The sequence below is a fragment of the Huijunlia imazamoxiresistens genome, assembly GCF_037132455.1.
GTDB lineage: Bacteria > Bacteroidota > Bacteroidia > Chitinophagales > Chitinophagaceae > Flavisolibacter > Flavisolibacter imazamoxiresistens.
Map to the genome: position 1 here is coordinate 163,139 of NZ_JBBBEI010000003.1, position 21,005 is coordinate 184,143.

General features: G+C 61.3%; 7 protein-coding genes. 1 reads left to right on the top strand and 6 read right to left on the bottom strand.

Annotated elements, in window-relative coordinates:
• The coding region (locus V9K67_RS04555; RefSeq protein ID WP_336720408.1) for a beta-galactosidase small subunit-related protein at nucleotides 1-1,823 on the top strand (1,823 nt) is incomplete at its 5' end.
• 42 nt (nucleotides 1,824-1,865) lie between these two features.
• Here the strand turns inward: V9K67_RS04555 and V9K67_RS04560 are convergent.
• From V9K67_RS04560 to V9K67_RS04585, 6 genes are all read right to left on the bottom strand, one after another.
• Nucleotides 1,866-6,209, bottom strand: a complete 4,344-nt coding sequence (locus tag V9K67_RS04560) for a hybrid sensor histidine kinase/response regulator transcription factor (RefSeq protein WP_336720735.1) — start codon at nucleotides 6,207-6,209, stop codon at nucleotides 1,866-1,868.
• Between the two features lie 233 nt (nucleotides 6,210-6,442).
• Nucleotides 6,443-9,088 carry a glycoside hydrolase family 3 protein gene (locus tag V9K67_RS04565; protein WP_336720410.1) on the bottom strand — a complete coding sequence of 882 codons (2,646 nt, stop codon included), beginning with the start codon at nucleotides 9,086-9,088 and terminating at the stop codon, nucleotides 6,443-6,445.
• 47 nt (nucleotides 9,089-9,135) lie between these two features.
• The gene (locus V9K67_RS04570; protein WP_336720412.1) at nucleotides 9,136-10,689 is read right to left on the bottom strand and encodes a DUF5123 domain-containing protein; all 1,554 of its coding nucleotides are present in this window, start codon (nucleotides 10,687-10,689) and stop codon (nucleotides 9,136-9,138) included.
• Nucleotides 10,690-10,720: 31 nt separating this feature from the next.
• Complete coding sequence (locus V9K67_RS04575; RefSeq protein WP_336720413.1) at nucleotides 10,721-12,532, bottom strand: RagB/SusD family nutrient uptake outer membrane protein; 1,812 nt, start codon at nucleotides 12,530-12,532, stop codon at nucleotides 10,721-10,723.
• Between the two features lie 26 nt (nucleotides 12,533-12,558).
• Nucleotides 12,559-15,783 (bottom strand): SusC/RagA family TonB-linked outer membrane protein, encoded by a 3,225-nt coding sequence (locus V9K67_RS04580; protein ID WP_336720414.1) that lies wholly within the window; start codon nucleotides 15,781-15,783, stop codon nucleotides 12,559-12,561.
• 303 nt (nucleotides 15,784-16,086) lie between these two features.
• Nucleotides 16,087-20,994, bottom strand: a complete 4,908-nt coding sequence (locus tag V9K67_RS04585; protein WP_336720416.1) for a cellulose binding domain-containing protein — start codon at nucleotides 20,992-20,994, stop codon at nucleotides 16,087-16,089.
• Nucleotides 20,995-21,005 lie beyond the last annotated feature (11 nt).

A 21,005-nucleotide genomic window follows, 5' to 3' on the forward strand; every position in this document is an offset into this window, starting at 1 on the left:
GCTACGACATCACCCGCACCCTGGCCAACAAACCCACCTGGGTAGGCGCCCACCTGATGCGCGTGCAGCGGATGATGGAACGCGACAAGAACCACCCCTCCATCGTTACCTGGAGCATGGGCAACGAAGCGGGCAACGGCTACAACTTCTACTCCTGCTACCTGTGGATGAAAAAACGGGATGCCAGCCGCCCCGTCCAGTACGAACGGGCCGTGGCGGATTACCGCAAGCTGCAGTGGGACTGGAATTCCGATATCGTCTGCCCCATGTACCCCACCCCCGAGGCCATGACCGCCTACGCCCGGAACAACCCCCGCCCCGACCGCCCCTTCATCATGTGCGAATACGCCCATGCCATGGGCAACTCGCTGGGGAATTTTACGGATTACTGGGACATCATCCGCCAGAACAAACATGCCTTCCAGGGCGGCTTCATCTGGGACTTCGTGGACCAGTGTTTCCAGGAGGTCAACGCCAGGGGCGACACGGTCTACACCTATGGCGGCGATTACGAACCCAAGGAAGCGGTCACCGACTGGAACTACGCCTCCAAGGGTATCTTTTACGCCAACCGCACGCCCTACCCCCATGCCTGGGAAATGAAGAAGGTGTACCAGGACATCCATTCCCGCCTGCAGGGTGACGGGCAGCTCCGGGTGTACAACGAAAAATTCTTTACCGACTTGTCCAACGTGCAGCTGCACTGGGAAGTGATCGCCGACGGAAAGCGGGTGCAGGCCGGCCATATCCGCGACCTCCGGGTGGCCCCACAGGATTCTGTCCTGGTTACCCTTCCCTATAAAACCCCTTCTACGGGTGAAAGCTTCCTGAACCTTAGCTACTCCCTCAAATTGGCCCAGCCGCTGGTACCGAAAGACCATATCGTGGCCACCGAGCAGCTGAAGATCGGCGGCGCCTACCCCTTTGGCGTAGCCCTGAAGGAAAAGGGTTCTTTGAAGAAAACGGAGGACAACAAAACGATCCAATTTATTTCCGGGGCCGCACGGCTGGAATGGGATAAGGCCACCGGATACCTAAGCCGGTACGACTATAAAGGAAAATCCTTGCTGGACGGAGGTTCCACTATCCGGCCCAACTTCTGGCGGGCACCCAACGACAATGATTTCGGGGCTCAGCTGCCGGTGAAGTTAAAAGCCTGGAAGAATGCGGTCCTGCAATTAAAGGAACTGCGTTCCGCCGGCACCGGCACATCCAGCTCGGTGACGGCCGTTTACGACCTGCCGCAGGCGGGCGCCCAGCTGTCGCTGGAGTATGCGCTGAACGCCGCCGGAGAGCTGCTGATCGAAGAAAAGCTGAGGGTAACGGATACCTCCAAAAAACCCGATATGTTGCCCCGCTTCGGCATGCAACTGGTGCTGCCCCCGGGCTTCGAGCAGGTGGAATATTACGGGCGCGGACCGCAGGAAAACTACCAGGACCGCTCCTTCGGCTACCCCATCGGCCTCTACCGCCAAACCGTGGCCGATCAGTACTTCCCCTACGTGATGCCGCAGGAAACCGGCAACAAAACGGATGTCCGCTGGTTCCGCGTGAAAACCCAAAAGGGACAGGGCGTGGAATTCTTTTCGGACATTCCGCTCAGCATCAGCGCCCGCCATTATTTCGACAGCGACCTGGACGACGGGGAAAAGCGCCAGTTGCGCCATGCCGCCGACCTCAAACCCCGCCCGCAAACGCAGGTGAACATCGATTACCGGCAGATGGGCGTAGGAGGTGTGGACAGCTGGCGCTCAAGGCCGCTGGAAAAATACCAACTGCCCTTACAGGAATATCAATTCCGGTTTATGATCCGGCCGTTTTAACCTCAGCCCGGCCCCTCCCGCTCAGGCGGGAGAGGCCGGGGACTATTCCTTTGCTTTCAGGTAGTCCGAAGGCGACATATGGTACTTTTCCCGGAAACAGGTACTGAAGTATTTGGGACTGCTGAAACCCGACAGGTAGGCCACTTCCGACACGTTGTGGCTGCCCCCGTCCAGGTACTGCTTCGCCCGCTGCAGCCGCATGTCGCGCACGAATTCCACGGGATTCATGCCGGTCAGGCTCTTGAACTTTTTGTAAAAGGTGTTGCGGTTCATGCCCATGGTTTCCGACACCACTTCCATGTTCAGGTCGGGGTCCGCCATCTTTTCCTCCACCACCCGTATTACCTCTTTCAAAAAAGTTTCGTCACGGGAGGTGATGACGATGGGCTCGGGGCTCAGGGGTACAGGCTTCTTCTGGTCCACCAGGGCATCAAACCGGGCCTTTCGCTGCCGCAGCAGGTTGCCGATGCAGGCCAGCAGGAACTCGTTGGCAAAGGGCTTGGTAATGTAATAGTCGGCCCCGTACTTCAGCCCTTCCACCTGGCTTTCCACCGAATACTTCGCCGACAGCAGCACCACGGGAATGTGGCTGGTCTCCGCATCGTTCTTCAGCTTGTCGAGCAGCTGGATGCCGTCCATCCGGGGCATCATGATGTCGCTGACCACCAGGTCGGGCGCCAGCCCCCGGGCTTTTTCCCAGCCTTCAAGGCCGTCGGCGGCCACCTCCACCCGGTACACTTCGCCCAACTGGGCTTTCAGGAAGGCACGCAGCTCGTCATTGTCCTCCACCAACAACAGCAGGGGCACGTCGCCGCTCTTGGGCGCAACGGCTGCCAGGGCGCTGGGCAGCACCTGCTGCTCCAGGGGCGCTTCATCGGCCATGGGGTAAGCGGGGGCTTCCGTAAAGGTGACGGCGGCGGGGTCGAACTGCTCTTTTTCCAGGGGCAGCCGCACCGATACGGTCAGCCCGCCCGTTTCGTTGTTGGCGGCTTTTATGGTGCCGCCATGGAGCGCAACCAGCTCTTTAGCCAGCGCCAGGCCGATGCCGGTGCCTTTGAGGTCGGTGCCGGCCCGCTGCCCGCCCTCGTAATAGAGCTCGAAAATATCCTGTAGCTGGCTGGCGGGCACGCCGGGTCCCTCGTCCTGCACGTCGATGGTAAAATATGGTTCGCCGGCGAGGGGCCGGATGTCCACGCGGATCTCCCGGCCCGCGGGGGTGAACTTCAAGGCATTGCCAAACAAGTTGTAGAGCACTGTTTCGATCTTTTCGGCATCTACCCAGGCAAAGAGGGCTTTTTGCTCCGATGCCACCTGGAATTTGATGCGCTTGGTGCGGGCGGCTTCGGCAAAATAGTCGCTGGTACAGCGCACCAGGGTGATGATGTCCACCCTTGCCAGCTGCAGGCGGGCCTTGTCGCTCTGCACCTTGCGCAGGTCGAGCAGCTGGTTGATGAAGCGCACCATGCGGTGGGCATTCTTGCGCACCACCTCGGCCAGGGCGCTCCCTTCGGGAGATAATTTTTCCTTTCGGGCCAATTGCTCGATGGGGTTGAGGATGAGGGTCAGCGGCGTGCGCAGCTCATGGGAGACGTTGGTAAAAAAGCTCATCTTCAGGGCTGCCAGCTTTTGCTCCACGGCGATCTTCTGGCGCAGGCGCAGCAGCGTCAGGGCGTTGCGGCGGAGCGAGGCGATGAGCAGGCCCGCGGCCACCAGGTACAGCAGGTAGGCCCACCAGGTGCGCCAGGGCGGCGGTTGGATGGTGATGGGCAGGCGCCGGTAGGGCGTGCCCGTGTACAGGTCGTTGTCCAGGCTTTTCACTTCAAAGAGGTAGCGCCCCGGCGGCAGGTTGGTATAGGTGGCGCGGCGCTGCTGCTTGTTGTTGTACCAGGTGGTGTCGAAGCCAACCAGGCGGTAAGCCATGCCCTGGCGGTCGCCGGCGCGCGGGTCCAGAAGGGCATAGTCGATGCTGATGATGTCCTGGTTGTAGCGCAGGGTCAGCCCGGGCAGGTAATTGATGTTGCCTTCCACTACGGCCGGCTTGCCGGCCGGGCCGGCCTCTTCGTTGTTGATGTGCAGGCCGGTGAGGGCGATGGCCGCGGGAAAGCGCGGGCTGCGGAGGTGGTCGGGGTCAAAGGAAATAAGGCCCTTGTCGGTGCCGAACACCAGGGTGCCGCCGGGCTGGGCCAGGCCGCAGGCTTCGGAAAAGCCCAGGCGGGGCAGGCCGTCGTAGGAGTCGTAGTTCCGAAAAATTTGTCCCTCGGGCTGGAAGCGCGACAGGCCGTTTTCGGTGGCCAGCCACAGGTGGCCGCTGCGGTCTTCCGCCAGGCTCAGGAGGTAGTCGTTCGGCAGTCCGTCGCGGCTGGTGTAGTTGCGAAAAACCAGGGACCGCAGGGGGTCTTCACCCCGGGCCCGGGCCAGGCCGCCGCCGGAGGTGGCCAGCCACATGCGGTCCTTCCTGTCGCGGTACACGAACTGGACGTCGTTGTTGCCCAGGCTGGAGGGGTCGCCGGGCTTTTTGCTGTAAGTGGCCAACCGCCAGGCGGGCAGCGCCCGCTCGCCGGTTTGGAGCACCAGCAGGCCGTCGGTGGTCGCCACCCAAAGGCGGCCTGCGCCGTCCAGCGCCAGGTGGCGGATCTTGCGAAAGCCGCTTTTGGGGTAATGGGCAAAGGCGGGCCCCGACCGCAGGAAGCGCAGGGAGTCGCCCCGGCCCTCCACCTGTATCAGGCCGGCGGAAAAGCTGCCGATCCAGATGCGGCCCTGCCGGTCCTCGAGCAGGGCGTAGATATCGTTGCCGGGCAGGCTGCGGGCGTCGGCCTTATCCACTACGAAATGGGCCAGGCGGTAGCGCGTCCCTGCGGTGTCCAGGGGGATGGCCTTATACAGGCCGTGGGCCTTGGTACCCAGCCAGAGGTTGCCGCCCCGGTCCTGCATCATGGAATAGACGCCGCCCAGCCCGCCCGGCGGGGGGTTGACGAACAGTCCGTCCAGGCGTTTGCCGTCGCGGAACACGTACAGCACGCCGCTTTTGGCGCCCACCCACAGCCGGCGCTGGCGGTCGAACAATAGGCCCCGCACCTCATTGTCGGGCCGCAGCACCGCGGGTTCCACCAGCAGCTGCTGGTGGAATTCGCCCGACTGGAAGATCACCTTCACCAGCTCGCGCTCGTAGGTGGTGAACCAAAGCACGCCGGTGGGGTCGTAAAAAATGTTGCGGAGGATGTGGGAGAACCGCTGGCCGGGGTTGCCCGGCAGGTTGTAAAAATATTCCAGGGAGGCCGTGGCGGCATTGTAATAGCCAAAACCGCTGCCGCCCTTCATGTTGACCCATACCCGGCCGTTGTTGTCTTCAAACACCCGGAAGCGGTTGCCGATGAAGTTGAGCTGGTCCTGCTGGTGGTGCAGGAAGGCCCGGAAGGAGCGGGCGGCGGGATCGTACCGGAACACGCCCTGCCGGTCGGGCTCGATCCAGAGGGCGCCGGTCCGGTCTTCGTACAGGGTATGCAGCGCCGCTGCCGGCCGGCAGGCCACCGCCACCCGGGAGGAGTCGTCCAGGCCGAGGGTCACCAGTTCGCCGGCGGCCGTGCTGGCATAGAGCACGGGGCGGTTCCGTGCCCGCAGCAGGGCGTTCAGCCGGCTGCCGGCAACGGGGCGGCGGAAGGCCCTGCGCGACTTTTTATCCAGCACCAGCAACTGGCCGTCCGCCGTACCGAAATACAGGCGGGCGTCATCCTCCTCCACGGCCGTAAACGCCGTGCTCCCGGCCAGGGCGGGGGGCAAGGGGGCGTTCCGGTACAGCCCGCCGCCCCCCGCTTGCAGGCAGGCCAGACCGTCGGGCGTGCCCACCCATGCCCGGCCCTGCCGGTCGAGGTGGAAAAAGCTGATGGTATTGGACGGCAGGCGGAAGGGAGCGGCGGCACCCCGGGCATACCGCTGCAGGCGGTTGGCCGAGGGGCCCCACTGGGGCAGGCAGAAAAGGCCCTCCCCGCCCCCCTCCAGCCATACCCGGCCGTGGGCGGCCGAAAAGATGCGGTCGCAAATGAGCGGCGGCCTGTTTTCCTCCCCGGTCAGGGAGGCCAGCGGCAGCAGCTGCTCGGTCTTTTTATCGAAGCGGTAAATATGCCGGTCGTAGGCTTTCAGCCACAGGTGGCCCGACTGGTCCTCCACGATGGTATCGATGCGGTCGTTCAGCAGGCGCGAGCTGTCGCCGGGGGCAGAGCGGTAGGAAATAAAGGAGTGGCCGTCAAAGCGGTTCAGGCCGCTCCAGGTGCCGAACCACATAAAGCCCTCGCGGTCCTTGTGGATGCAGGTCACGTACTGGTGCGACAGGCCCTGTTCGGTGGAATAGTGTTCGATAGTGCATTTGGGCTGGGCACCGGCCGTTGTCACCAGCAAGAAAAGAGGTACCAGGAAACAGATTACCTGACGGGCAATTCGGCGTATCATCAAATGGCAATGCAAAAGGTTATCGAAATTTTGTTCAGGACATTGGTTCACAACACAAAGGGCGGTGAAAATACGACTTCTTTTCTTCGGCACACAGGGTACAAACGGCGACGGGGAGCCCCGCTCCCCGCCTGCCGGTATCTGCACGGCATGAATCCTGTAACAAAGCCGGCGTATTATTTCACTTGTACGATTCCCTGCACGGCTGCCTTCCGGGCCAGCACCGTACTTTCAGGTTGGGCGCCGCCGACGGATAGGGTCACCTTGCCGGTAAAGGGCTGCGCCACGCCCTCATCGTTGAGGATGGAAAGGTCCTCGGGGCGCAGGCGGAAGGTCACTTCCCGGCTCTCCCCCGCTTTCAGCGATACGCGTAAAAAACCTTTCAGGGAGCGGATGGGGGCGCCTTTGCCCGTACCCGTCACATACAGCTGCACCACTTCCTCGCCGTCCTGGTTGCCGGTATTTTTCACAAGGGCGCGGACCGGGACGCTCTGGCCTTTGGCCACCATGGGGGGCAGCTGCAGCCCGCTGTAGGTGAAGGTAGTATAGCTGAGGCCGTGGCCGAAAGCGAAGAGGGGCTTGCCGGAAAAATAGCGGTAGGTGCGGCCCTGCATGGTATAGTCGCTGAAATCGGGCAGGTCGCTGTCGCCCTTATAAAAGGTCAGGGGCAGGCGGCCCGAAGGGTTGTAATCGCCAAAGAGCACATCGGCCAGGGCCGTGCCGGCCGACTGCCCGCCATACCAGGCGTTGACGATGGCCGGGATCTTTTCGGCTTCCCAGGGAACGGCGATGGCGCTGCCCGTCATCATCACGAACACCACCGGCTTGCCGGTGGCCTGCAGGGTTTTCAGCAGGTCGGTCTGGGCGGAGGGCAACAGGATAGAGGTGCGGTCGCCGCCGTTGAAGCCGGGATAATTGACCCGCATGGACTCGCCTTCGAGCTGGGGCGAAATGCCGCCTACGTATACGATGGCGTCCACGTTTTTGAGGCGGGCGGCCAGGGCGGCCCTGTCGGTCTTGGCCAGGTGGCCCACCTTCAGGTGCACGCCGGCCTTGCCTTCATATTGCTGGTACTCCACCACCAGGCGATAGGTCTTTCCTTTTTCGGTGGCCAGCTTGCAGGTGGAAGGATTGCCGGCGCTGTTCTTCCAGGCATTGAGGACTTCCTTGCCGTCAATGAAAAAGCGGTAACCGTCATCGGCCGCCAGCTCGAAGATGGTTTCGGCCTGCGCTGCGGTAAAGTCGGTGGTGTAGCGGGCCGAAAACGCCAGCGCCTTCAGGGTATCGATAAACACCTCTCCTTCCTGCCATTCGTTGTCCAGCCGTTCTTCGATACGGGTGGCCAGGGGGTTTCCTTTCAGCTCGCGGTTGGGAAAATATTCGGCCTGGAAGCCTTTTTGTCCCTGCCAGGCAAAGCTGCCGGCCTTATCGGACGACTGGAACAGGGAGTCGTTGGTGTAGTTCACCGCCTGTTCGTAGATTACTTCCGCACCGGCGCCCAGCTTTTCGCGGATGCCCTGCAAGGGCGTGACGATCGCGGAGGGCGTGCCGTTGTAATTGCCTAAAACAGCCAGGGCGTTGTCGGCATTGGGACCCACCACGGCGATGCTCTTGAGGTTTTTGGACAGCGGCAGGGTGCGGCCTTCGTTCTTCAGCAGCACGATGGATTCGCGGGCCATCTGCAGGGCATGGGCCTTATGCGAGGGGCTTTCCAGCACGCTTTGGGGCACCCGGTTGAAGGGCACCTGGGAAGCGGGATCGAACATGCCCAGGCGGAAGCGCACCATAAAGAGGCGCTTTACCGATTCGTCGATGGTGCGTTCGGAGATGCGCCCGTTCTGCACCGCCTGCACCAGCGACAGGTAGGCGTCGTGGCCGCACTCCACGTCGGTGCCGTGGAAGACGGCATCGGCGGACGCTTCTTCGGCGGTGGCGTGGGTCTTGTGCTTTTTAAAAAAATCGTCGATACCGCCGCAATCCGACGTAACGTAGCCGGTGAACTTCCAGCGGTTGCGCAGGATCTGGGTCATCAGCTGGTCGCTGCCGCAGCAGGGCTGGCCCTTGAAGGCGTTGTAGGCGCACATCACGCCGGCCACGTCGGTGCGGGTAATGAGTTCCTGGAAGGCCGGCATATAGGTATTCCACAGGTCGTAATTGTTCGGCGACACGTTGAAGGTGTGGCGCAGCGGCTCGGGGCCGCTGTGCACGGCATAGTGCTTGGCGCAGGCCGCCGCCTTGAGGTATTTGGGATCGTTGCCCTGCAGGCCGCGGACAAAGGCCCGGCCCAGCATGGAGGTCAGGAAGGGGTCCTCGCCATAGGTCTCCTGACCGCGGCCCCAGCGGGGGTCGCGGAAGATGTTGATGTTGGGGGTCCAGTAGGTCAGTCCCACGTAGCGCTGGCCGGTCCGTCCCTGTGCGAGGGCCTTGTTGTACACGGCCCGTCCTTCGGTGGCCGAATAGTCGGCCATCAGCGCCAGGGCCGAGGTATCGAAGGTGGCCGCCATGGCAATGGCCTGGGGGTATACGGTTACCTTGTAGGGGGTGCGGGCCACGCCGTGCAGCACCTCGTTCCACCACTCGTAGGCGGGGATCCCCAGCCGGTTGATGGCGGGGGCGGCGTTCAGCATCTGCCCTACTTTTTCTTCCAGCGTCAACCGCGACACCAGGTCATTGACCCGCGACTCGAAGGAAAGGGATGCGTTCTGGAAAGGATATTTGTGTACACCGGCCTGCGCGAAGGAACCCACCGCAGCCGCCTGCAGCAGCACCGCCAGCAAGGCTTTGGACCAGCGGTTCCGCCTTTTTTTGATCTTGTGTTTCATTGTAGCTCTTTGTGAAAATATTTTAATGCTTGAATAAAATTGCCTGCTTACGGCCGCCACCTGGGATCCCCTGTGGTGTTGCGTCCCGGAAAGGTGGCGTCCATGATTTTGAAATCGCCGCTGGCCGGGGCCTGCCATAATTGAAGGGAGGTGCGGTTGGAGATGATGCTATTGGTAAAATCATTGCCGCCCGATACATAGTCCGCCGTACGGTAATTGTTGATCGTTCCGATGGTAGTGGCCGAGCCGGCGCGGATCCCTTTTACGGTAAAAGCGTTATTGCTGTTCTTACCGGTACCGAAGATACAGTTGCTGACGGTGATGCCGGCTGCCACGTTCTGCGAACCCCAGTCGAAATAGAAGTTCTTGTTGTTGCCCAGCGGCGTTTCGTTGAAGGTGCAGTTGTCGATCAGCACCGAGTTGGCGGCGCTGGAGGAGGCGACCACGCCCTCAATTTTGTAAAACGTGCTGTTGGTGAACGTGATGTTGTCAATTTTGCTCGAGGCGGCGATGTTGATCATGCCGTAGTTGCCGATGCTGTCCACGATGCTGTTGTTGATCACCAGGTGGCCCAGGTTCAGCGTGCCGGATTGCAGGCGCACCATACCGCGGAAGATTTCCATGCGGCTGTTCATGAATTTCAGCTTGCCGATGTTGGCGCTGTTGGTGTTGTTGAAGATGTAGCGTGAACCGACGTTGTCGCCATAAAGGTAGACGTCGTTGAATTCCACCGAGTCCACGTTGGCGCCGCCGGCAAAGCTCCAGCTGCTGGTGAACAGCAGCTTTGCCTGTGCGGTGGTGGCCAGGTCGGGGCCGCTCATGATCACCAGCGACTTATCGAAGCTGTAGCCGGTGGCGATGGTGTAGGTCTCCCCTCTTTTCAGCAGCACCGTGCTGCCGGCAGGAATAAGCGGCAGGGTATCGGCCAGCACGTTGGGGCGGCCGGTGATGCCGGTCAGGTTGATGACCACGCCGGAAAACGGCGCCTTGGAACGGAACGGCACGTCGCCCCGCAAATCGGCATCGCTGTACATCAGGATCGTGTACTCCGTTCCCGGCTCCAGCCCGCCCAGGATCTTGCTTTCGGATGCCCGGTCGGCTGCCGTCAGGTCGGCGGTGGCCACGACGGCGCTGTCGGCGGTTTTGATCACTTTGACCGACGTGACCGGGGCGCCCTTGGTGGTCCAGCGCACGCGCACCGAGTTCATGGTAATGTCGTCGATGGCCGGCACTTTCAGGATGGACGACAGGGTTTTTAGGGCGCCCAGGTAGGACCACCTGGAATGCTTCAGGCTGTCGGGGGCCAGGGCTTTCACCTGCACCTGGTACAGCTGGTTGAACCGGAGCTTTTTGAACACCGCGTGGTTGGAATCCAGCGTCAGGGTGGCATCCACGGTCTTGAAGGTATCGCGGCTCAGTTGTACTTCGTAGCTGCGGGCTTCGGCCACTCTGAGCCAGGAAGCCACGATGGTATTGGAATCGGCCGACAGCTCCTCCGCCTTCTGGGGACGGAACAGCCGCGGGGCCTCCAGGTCTTCTGATTTTTTACAGGCCGCCAGCAGGGAAAGGGCGGCGGCAAAGGTGAAAACTGTTTTTTTCATGATGGCTGAATATTTTCTGCGTCTTAATGGATTAATAACCGTATTCGTTTTTCAGGATGCCGCGGCTGTTGGCAATGACCGAGGAGTGCAGGGGCAGCACGTAGCGCACCGGCGCCTCGCCCGTGTTGTCGGCATAACCCCGCCACTGCCATAAGGCGTAGTTGGACGGCCCGTTGGTGGTGGTGTTCCACAGGTTGCGCAGCCAGGTCGTTTTGATGGTGTACTCGGCCGGCACGGTGCCGGTTACGCGGTGGAAGCGGTTCAGGAAGGTCAGGGACTTGTCGGCATTGCGCTTCGCATAGAGGTAGTCGGGCAGCTTTGCATAGGTGCCAACTCCGCCCACGGCATCCTGTCCCATCTGGTTGATGGTGTTGCGGGCCTCGGCGATCTTTTTGCCATACAGGTTCCAGCGCACCAGGTCGAGCTTGCGGGTCATTTCGCCGCCGAACTCCCAGGCCCGCTCCTGGACAAGGGCGTTGAAGAAAGCGTCCTTACCGGCGGAAACGGTAGCGATGTACCCTTCCACCTTTTCACTCCACACCGCCGGCGGGAAGGCCCGCTGGCGCACTTTGCGCAGGGCTTCCTGCGCCAGGGCGGTGGGCCCGGCATGCAGCTCGTTCTCCGTTTCGGCCAGCATCAGCAGCACGTCGGCATAGCGCAGCAGGGGCCAGTTGATGCTGGTGCCTTTGCTGGAGGAAGGTCCCAGCGGCGTGGGTACCAGCAGGCGGTTCCACTTGTTGATGGTGATGCCGGTAACGGTGCCGGTCACCTGCGCCAGCGTATCGTTGTACGAGATCAGGGAGCAGGTAGCGCCCTGGCGCACATCGGTGGTATCAAAGGAATAATAGTAGCTCGGTGTCAGGCCCATGGAGATGGTGGTGGCGCCGTAGGCATGGTAGCTGATGCCGTTGGACACCCCCACACCCGTACACCAGCCCACATCGCCACTGCCCGGCGCGAAGGCCACCTCGTAGAGCACGTCGCTGTTGACGGGCTTGACGTACTTGTTCTCGTTCATAAAGACGGTGACAAAATCCGGCAGGGCGCGGGGCTTCTGGTCCACCAGCTTTTTGCAATACTCGTTGGCGATGCGGTAATAGTCGAGAAAATCGGCCGGGCGCTTCATGGTCATGTCGGGGTGCAGCCAATAGCCGCCGCGCAGCAGCGACAGGCGGGCAATGAGGCCGATGACGAATTCGCGGTTGACGCGCTCGATGCCGTAGTCCAGCTGGTCGGCCCACTGCATCTGGGGTTCGATGGAGCGGAGGTCGTTGACCAGGAAAGTCAGGATAGAGTCGCGGCCGGTACGGGGCAGGTAAAAGTTGTCGCCGGCACGGGTGGGCCTGGTGCTGAACGGCACGTCGCCCCAGTGGTGCATCAGCAGCATATACCAGTACGCCCGCAGGGCCTTCACTTCGCCCAGCAGGTTTTTATAGGTCTTGTTTTCCGGGTCCTGGGCCAGGGCGTAGGTGGTGAGGCCGAATGCGCACTCGTTGGCCCGGTTGATGGCATTGTAGGCATTGTTCCAGACGCTGAGCAGGTCGGAATTGGAATTGGTGGCTTCGAACGACCAGAGGTCGCGGCGGGCGCCGTCGGGGGTGGCCCCTACCGTGAGGCCCACCTCCACGTCGGTGTTGCCGGCAAAGAGAGTCGACACCCGCGAGGTAAAGGCATCCTGGTTGAACAGGGCGTACACCATGTTCACGGATTTCCTGGCGTCCGACTCGCTGCCGAACACGTATTCTTCGGGGAACTTGGAGGGTGAATCGGAGACGAGGTATTTCTTGCACGAGGCCAGGGAGAGCGAGGAGCAGGCCAGCACGGTATATAGAAAGCGTTTCATTGTTTAGGAGGGTTGATTTTTGAAAATTAGAAGGTGATGTTCAGGCCCGCGGTAAAGCTGCGGCTTTTGGGGTAGGCCGAACAGTCCACGCCGGGCACCAGCTGGTTGTAGCCGCTGTTGCGGGTGGTGCTCACCTCGGGATCGTAGCCGCTGTAGTTGGTCCACAGCCAGGCGTTGTACACGGTCACGTAGGCGCGGAACTTGGTCATGTACAGGCGGGAGATCCATTTCTTCGGCAGCGAATAGCCCAGCGACACGTTGTTCAGGCGCAGGAACGACCCGTCCTCGACGGCCCAGGAATGGAACCAGGGCGAGGTGTTGCCCATGGAAAAGGGCGACCAGATTTTCGGGTTCGGGTTCAGCTTCGCCAGCTCCTGCAGGTCGGTCACCAGGTTGCCGGCCCCGTCGATGTAGTGGAAGCGGTCGGCGTAGTTGGAGGTGTGGAGCAGGTTGCCGTAGGTGGTGCGGTAGTTCATGTTGAACGAGATCTTGCCCGTATTCAGCACGTCGTTGCCGTACACCCAGTTAAAGAAAGCGCTGAAGTCCAGTCCCTTCCAGGCGGCGTTGACGCCAAAGCCGCCGGTGGCCTTGGGCAGGGCGTTGCCGATGATCTGGCGGTCGCCCTCTGCGGTGATCACGCTATCGCCGTCGAGGTCTTTGAGTTTCAGCACTCCCGGCCGCAGGCTGATGCCGCCCAGCGCCACGGAGGGCACCCCCGGCTTCAGCTTATAGCTCCTGGTGACGGGGTCGTAGGATTCAAAATCCTCCACGCTGTACATGCCGTCGGATACGTAGCCGTACATCAGGCCGAAGGTGCCGCCCACGATCAGGCGGTAGTCGTCGGGGCTTTTCAGGTCGGTGCCTGCCCAGTTGGAGTTGTAGGTACGTTCGTTCACGCCGTCCAGCTTATCGATGCGCGACTTGTTGACGCCCACGTTGAAATTCAGGCTTAGCTGGAAATCCTTTTTATTCACCGCGTTGGCGATCAGGGCCAGCTCCACGCCCCGGTTGGAGGTCTGCCCGAGGTTCTGCTGCTGGGTGCTGAAGCCGGTGGTTTGCGGGATCAGCGACTGCACCAGCAGGTTCCTGGTGGTATTGTGGTAAAAATCCAGCGTACCGGTGAGGCGGCCGCGCAGGAAGCCGAAGTCCAGGCCCAGGTTGCGGGTGACGGTGGTTTCCCACTGGATGTCGGGGTTGGTCATTTGCGTGGAGGCAAAGGTGTAGTACGGGTTGGGCACGTCGCCGGCGCCGTAGGGACGGTTGTTCTCGGGTTTGAACAGCATGCGCCATTGGTCGGCGCCGATGTTGTTGTTGCCCACTTCGCCGTAGGAGGCGCGGAACTTCAGGTCCGACAGGACGTTCTGGCTTTTCATGAACTCTTCCGAGGAAATGCGCCAGGCAGCGGAAGCGGCCGGGAACAGGCCCCATTGCTTGCCGGGGGCGAAGCGGGTGGAACCGTCGTAGCGGGCGGTCAGGTTCAGGATGTACTTGCCGTCGAGCTGGTAAATGGCACGGCCGAAGAAGGAGGCCGTTTTATCGGCGGCGATCTCGGTGGTGCTGTGCAGGTCCTGGGTGCCCAGGCCCATGGTGGCGAACAGCTTTTGGGGGGTAATGCCCAGGTCGAAATACTTGGCGCGGCTGTACTCTTCAAAGCCCTGGCCGCGGCGCAGCAGCTCCTGCCCTGCCAGCAGGTTCAGGTCGTGCTTTTTGCCTTTTCGGAATACGTAGTTCAGGGTATTGGACAGGCGGCTGTCCTCCGACTGGTTCTGGGTGATCTCGCCCAGGGGCAGGTTGCTGCCGATGTCGCGGGCCGTACCGGTCAGCGGACCGTAGTAGCGGCGGTTTTGTCCGAAGCCCAAGCCGTAGCTGAACTCGGTGCGGAAGGTCAGGCTGGGCAGTATCGCCCAGGAGCCGCCGGCATTCAGGGCAAAGGCACGGCTGATGCGCTTGCGGTAGTCCTGCTCGGACAGTTTCAGGGGGTTCACCAGGTTGGCCAGGAATTGTTCGTAGTTGTCGTCGCTGGCGCCCGGGTCGAGGAGGATCATGTCGGCGATGCCGTTGACCGGGCGGGTGGTGATACCGTCGCCGATGCGGAAGTTGGACGAGCCCGAAGAGCCGGCGCCGTTCACGATCTGGTGGGTGTAGCGGGCGCCCACGTCGAACTTCAGGGCCTTGGAGATCTCATGGTTCAGCTTGAAGCTGATGTAATTGCGCTGGTAGTTGTTGCGCTTGATGAGGCCGGCGTCGGTATTGTTGGTAAAGTTCAGGGCGTATTTCGTTTTCTCGTTGCCGCCGTTCACGCTCAGGCTGTGCTGCTGCGATTGGGAGGCACTGCCGTACAGCTTGTCCTGCCAGTCGGTGCCCTTTTGGTATTTGTATAATTCCAGGTCTTCGTAGGTGCCGAAGAATTTGGCAAAATTATCCACCGAGGCCTGGCTGGCGATGCGGGCCTGCTCGTACTGCGCCAGCACGAATTCGTAGGGGTTCAGCACCTCGAGCTTGCGGGGCAACTGGCGTGCCTGGGCATAGCCATTGTACGATATGGAGGTTTTGCCGCTTTTGGCGCTCTTGGTGGTGACGATCACTACCCCGTTGGCACCGGCGGCGCCGTAGATGGCCGCCGTGGCGGCATCTTTTAATACGTCGATCGAGGCTATATCCGAAGCGGGGATATCATTGATGTTGTTGACGCGGAAGCCGTCCACGATATACAAAGGGTCGTTGCTGCCGGTGATGGAGCCGCCGCCGCGTACGCGGATGACGATATCGGCGCCGGGCTGGCCGTCGACGGTGGTTACCTGCACGCCGGGCAGGCGGCCGGTCAGGGCTTCGGCGGCGGAGGCCACGGGCACTTTTTCCAGCTGGGCGCCGGTGATGGAGGAGACCGTGCCGGTCAGGTCCTTCCTTTTCACGGCCTGGTAGCCGATCACCACCACGTCGTTCATGGCCAGGGAAACGGGGGAAAGGGTGACGCTAAGGGCGGTCTTTTTGCCCACCGGCACCTGTTGTTCGTTAAAGCCTACGGAGGTGATGACCAGGACGGGGTTGGCGTCTTCGCGGACGTCGATGGAGAAGCGGCCGTCCTCGTCGGTGGCCGTGGAGGTGGGGCCGCCTTTTACCTGGATGGACACGCCGCCCAAGGGTAGTCTGGTGCTGTCGGACAGTACCCGCCCGGAGACTTTTCGGGTCTGGCCCCAGGCCGTACCGACAGAAAGGCACACAAGCAGTAGCAGGGGAAGTTTCACTTTCATAATGGCATCAATTTGAAGTTGCAGTTTGTTTGACGAATCGGAGTAAGCGTTTTTAAGGACCGATGGATGCGGTAACCGTTGTGGAGCAAACCTACCCTGCCGGCGAAAGGAAGGGGTTCAAATTTGCAATAAATGGGTTCAAAATTCCGGCTTCAAAATTTTCACCCATTAACCACCAGCAGGTTATAAAATAATTTTATTACCATCCGACAAAAAGGAACAACCGGAAGCTGCCATAAAAAAAGGAGGCTGCCTCTATTTGAGACAGCCTCCTTTTATATTGGGAACTAAATACCGGGACCGTTATTGCTTGACGATCTTCTCGGTTTTAACGGTAGTGCCGTTTTTCAGCTGCACCAGGTAGGTACCTGCTGCCAGGCCTTCCAGCGACAGGGATTGCGTACCATTGACCAGTCGGGCGCTGTGCACCCGGACACCTGCCATATTGTACACTTCCACGATTGCTCCGGCTTCCACCTTGCCGGCACGGATGTAGAGCACGTCCTGCGCCGGGTTGGGATAAACCGAGAAACCTTCTGCCTGCAGTTGCTCTTCCTGCACGCCGATGCGGGCAGCGGAGGGTGTTCCGCCTTCCGTGGGCTCTACGCCCCACACCAGCTGCCCGTTGCGGTACAGGGTGATCTTGTTATTGGCAGCGTAAGCGCTGGTGGCCGCAAAGGAATAGTCATTCAGCTCGTCGAGATTTTTCCAGTTACCGTGGTACACCTTGCCGAAGATGTCGCCCGAGTTGGCGCCCGCCTTCAGCAGGCCGGCGGCCGTATCGAAGCTGAACTCCGCATAGCCCGTAGCACCTTGCAGGGGCGCAGCCAGGGCTACGTAGCGGGCCGTCACTTTGGCGGCGCCCATCTTGGCCCAGTCGATATTCATGATAAGGGCGCCGGCGTTTTCCGGGGTGAACCAGTAGCGGGCGGTGAGCTCACTAAAGGGCACGGGAACCGTGTCCAGGCTTACGATCTTCAGGTGGGGACGCATATTGTTGTTGGCCGATTTGCCGCCGTCGCCATCCTTGTGCCATACCTGCAGGTGGAAGGGCAGCACGGTGAGCACCTGCTCTTTCGAAGCGGGGGCATAAGTAGCATTGCCTGCCTGGGTAGCCGTAATGGTGGCGGTACCCGCTCCTTTGAGCTGCACCTGCCCATTGACCACGGTCGCCACACTTTCATTGGAGGAGGAGTAGGTAAGCTCCAGTCCGGAGGAGGCGGTGGCCCCGGCGGCGAAACCTGCATCCCCTACCCTTTTTTGCGTCAATTCAGGGAAGCTGATGATCTGTTCTTCCCTCATGGCGTCGGCCAGTTCCGAAACCGTCAGCGCCCGGTTGTAGATCTTGAATTCATCGACCGAGGCTTTCAGCATCGGGTCGGCAAACTGCGACTTTCCGATGTAGTTCAGGTTGGTGCTGCCCAGGTCGGCCGGGCGGATGGTCACGGCGTTGTTGGCCGCCACCAGCTTTCCGTTGATGTAAAGGCGGGCGGTATCGCCGCTCTGGCTCACGGCAAAGTGGGTCCAGGTGTTCAGCGAAAGGCTGTCGACATAGCTGACGCTCAGCTCGCTGCCGCCGTTCTTGATGGCATAGCGGACGGTGGACTTGCCGGTAGCCACGCTCACCTGCGGCGTCAGGAACATGTATTTGGAGGTGCCGGTGCCGAAGTCGAAGATGCGCATCCAGTTGCTCAGGGCATCCAGCTTCACCCAGGTAGTAATGGTGAAATCGCGCAGGGTGCTGAGGGCGCCCGGCTGCACGGCGGCATAGGCGGTGGCGGTACCATCCAGCTTCAGGCTGCCCCTCGTATAGCCGCTGTCGCGGACCGCCGTGGCGGCCAGGGTGGCGTGGTGGCCGCCCCAAACGTCTTCGGCTACGGTGCCTTCACTTTCATCAAAGGGAATATAGAGGTGGCGTCCTGCTGCCGGCAGGGCGGTCAGCACGGCGGAGGCAGCGCTGCGGCCTTTGGCATTGTACGCTTCTACCTTATAATAATACGTCGAACCGTTGGCAGTGGTGGAGTCGCTGTAGCGCTGGGCATCCACGCCCCCGGCCAGGAGGGCAAACCCGCCACCGGCGTTTTGCGAGCGGAAGATGTCGTACACCACATCGTACTGGCGTTCCCAGGTGAGCGTAACGGCGGCATCGCCCGACCCGATGCGGGGACTTTTCACCTCCGTGGGCGCTACCAGTTCCGGGGTTGCCAGCTGCAACACGGTGGAAAGGGCGCTTTCACCGGCGGAGTTCAGGCCGGTAACGGCATAATAATAAGTAGTGGCCGGTGCCAGCTGTTCGTCCAGGAACTCCAGCAGGCTGGTGCGGGCGGCCACCGTTTCAAAGGGACCCTCGGGGTTCAGCGAACGCTTCAGGTTATACGAGCGGATCCCGGTTACCGCGGGCCATTTCAATTGAGTACGGGTAGCGGAAACCACTTCGCCGGTAAGGCTGGCCGGGGCGGCGGGAGCGGCATCGCGGACGATGTCGAGGGTGGCGGAATAAGCCGACACCTCGCCGCCGGGGCTTTGGGCCTTCACCCGGTAGGTGGCTTTGTCAAACACGCTGTCCACGAAGGTGACGGTGCCGCCAGCGGTATAGCCGCTCAGTTCGGCCACGGCCACAAAGTCGGCGTCCCGGCCGTTGATCTTGCGTTCGAGGATGTATTTCGCACCCAGCTCCCCGTTCAGGTCTTTCCAGCTGAGGGTGGCTTTAAAGTAGTCGTCGCTGTTGATGCTGCTGGCAAGGGTGGGCGCCACCAGCTTCCAGTTGTGCACGAAGGCGGTCTGGGGGTTGAAGGCGAAATCCGACTTGTCGGCATAGTAATACTTACCAGCGGGGGTCAGCGTATCGGCCAGCACCAGGGCGCGCTTGTTTTCCACCCAGTCGTACAGGGCGTAGCGCTCCACGAAGGAGGCGGTGTCCAGCACCTGCAAAATGCCCTTGAGGTCGGCCAGCTGCTTTTCCAGTTGCGCCGTTTGGTCGGCGGGCCAGGTTTCGGTGGTCCAGTTGGCGCCGTTGTTCCACTCGGTGATCCAGAGGGGGCGTTTGACGCGGTTGTAAATATTCTTCAGGCGGCTGTACCACTGTTGCGGCGTTTGCCCGCCCCAGTAGCAGTGGATGGCCACGAAGTCGACGCGGTAGTTCAGGGCGTCTGTCTTTGCCAGGAAATCCGTGATCCAGGAGCTTTCGGGGTTGGCGGGCGCCGGCGAGCCGATGCGGAAGCCCGACTTCATGAAGTCCGGCCACTGGGCCACGCACTGGTCCACGGTCATGTTGGCCTGGTCGGGGCGGTCGGGTTCGTTGAAGCCCAGGACGTGGTTGATATTCTTCTTGTTGTTGATATCGTTCCAGGAGGGCCATCCGCCGTTCTGCCGGATAGCGGCATAGCCGTAATCGGCGGCAGCGCTGCCGCCGATGTTCCAGTCGTAGTACCAGGTGGCGCCTACCTTGGCGGGCGACCAGCCGGCTTTTCCTTTCTTGCTCACCCAGTCCCATTTCAGCACGCGGATAAAGGAAACCGAAGTATCCAGGCCGTTGGGCATGGTGTTGATCACGAGGTCTTCGTCATTGGCGATGAACACGCGGCTGTAGCCCGAGCCGTCGGCCCCGGTGGCCAGGGTGGCCATATAGCCGCGGCGCAATTTGAAGGAGCGGATCTTGTTGTTCCAGGCGCCCAGGTTGTTGTTAAAGGCGTCGGTGGCATAGGTGGCGGTATCGCCGGCCAGCGAAGGCTGGTCGTACACCTGCAGGGCGTGCGCCGATTCGGTGTTGCCGTTGGGGATCAGCACGGTGCCGTTCTTGTAGATGGCCAGCCGGATGTTGGGATTGTTGAGGGCGGGCATACCGTTGATGGTCACCTGGTCCAGCCAGTCGGCCTGCACCACCGAGGGACGGAGGTTGTCGAAGAACAGCCAGGCGTCGGGGGAATTCAGCTCCACGGAGGAATTGGCCAGGGGCGCCGTTTCCCCGGTGAGGTGCAGGTCGGTCTTGCCGTTGAGCACGAAGTTGGTATTGAAGGTCGGCAGCACCGAAACCACCGGGGCGGTGAGGGTAACGTTCTGCTTTGCTCCCGTTTCCACCTGGGCCGGGGCATAGGCGCCTTCTTCGTAGGTAACCGAGGACAGCTGCAGGTCCACGGAACCGGTGGGATAGTTCTTCCCAAAAATGAAGCGGGGCAGGGCATCTACCTTGTTCAGCGCCAGCTCGCCGATGGAGAAAAGTCCCCAGGGACCGGTGACGGTCAGGTAATAGGTACCCGCAGCGCCGGTGGTGAAGACGAAGTTGTCGCGTTTCAGCGCCCGGGTGCCGGTATTGGTAAAGGTTTTGGAAGAAAGGCGGCCGGCGGTGGTGTTGTTGGTGCCGATGCCCACCGTGAGGGTGGTGCCGGAGGTGGCATTGGAGATATAGCCGGTGAGCATGGAGAAGTCGTAGGTGGTGTTGGCCTCCAACGTTACCGGGTAGGCGTAAACGGTGCTGGCCAGGGCGTTGTTGTCCCAGCGCACGAACAGCAGGCGGCCGGTATACGTAGCGCCGTTGAGGGTGTGGAGGTTACCGCCGGAGGAGGTGTTCACGTCCATGAGGCGGGAGGTGCCGGCGGTGGTGGAGTTGGCCGTGGCAAACAGGGTGGTGTTGGCGGGGTTCAGCTGCCAGCCGAAGTCGCTGGGTTTGCTGAGCGTGCCGGTGGTGGTACCGCCCGCCCAGTTGGAAATCAGGTTGGCGCCCTTGGTAGTATTCAGCAGGTTGGAGGTTTCCACGCCGGCGGCGATATCTTTTATGGCGGCCAGCGGGAAGGTTTGCAGGTACAGGCCGTTCTGGTACAGGTAGACCGAGTCGCCGGCGACCGCCAGGCGGATCTTCTGGTCCTGGCCGGCCGTGTTGGCGGAAAGGGAGGAAGCGGAAGAAAGTGCGGAGGTCCACTTCAGGGCGGAAGCGTCGAGCGACAGGCGGAAGCCTTTGAGCCGGGCGCTGCGGGCCTCGATATCCAGGCCGCGGCCGGTGGCGGCATTGATGCGGCCCACCAGCTCGAGTGTGTAATTATCGGCTATGGGGCGCAGGTGCATGACGGTGTCGGTCTGCGTCCCGTTGGTAAAGCTTTTGGAAGACAGGAGCGTTTCACTGAGCGCTCCTTTGGTGGGCAGGCTGGGCGCTTGCGCGGAGGCCTCCAGGCTGCACACGCCCATGAGGGTGGTGATCAGGAATAGAATTCGATTCATGTAAGTCAGGA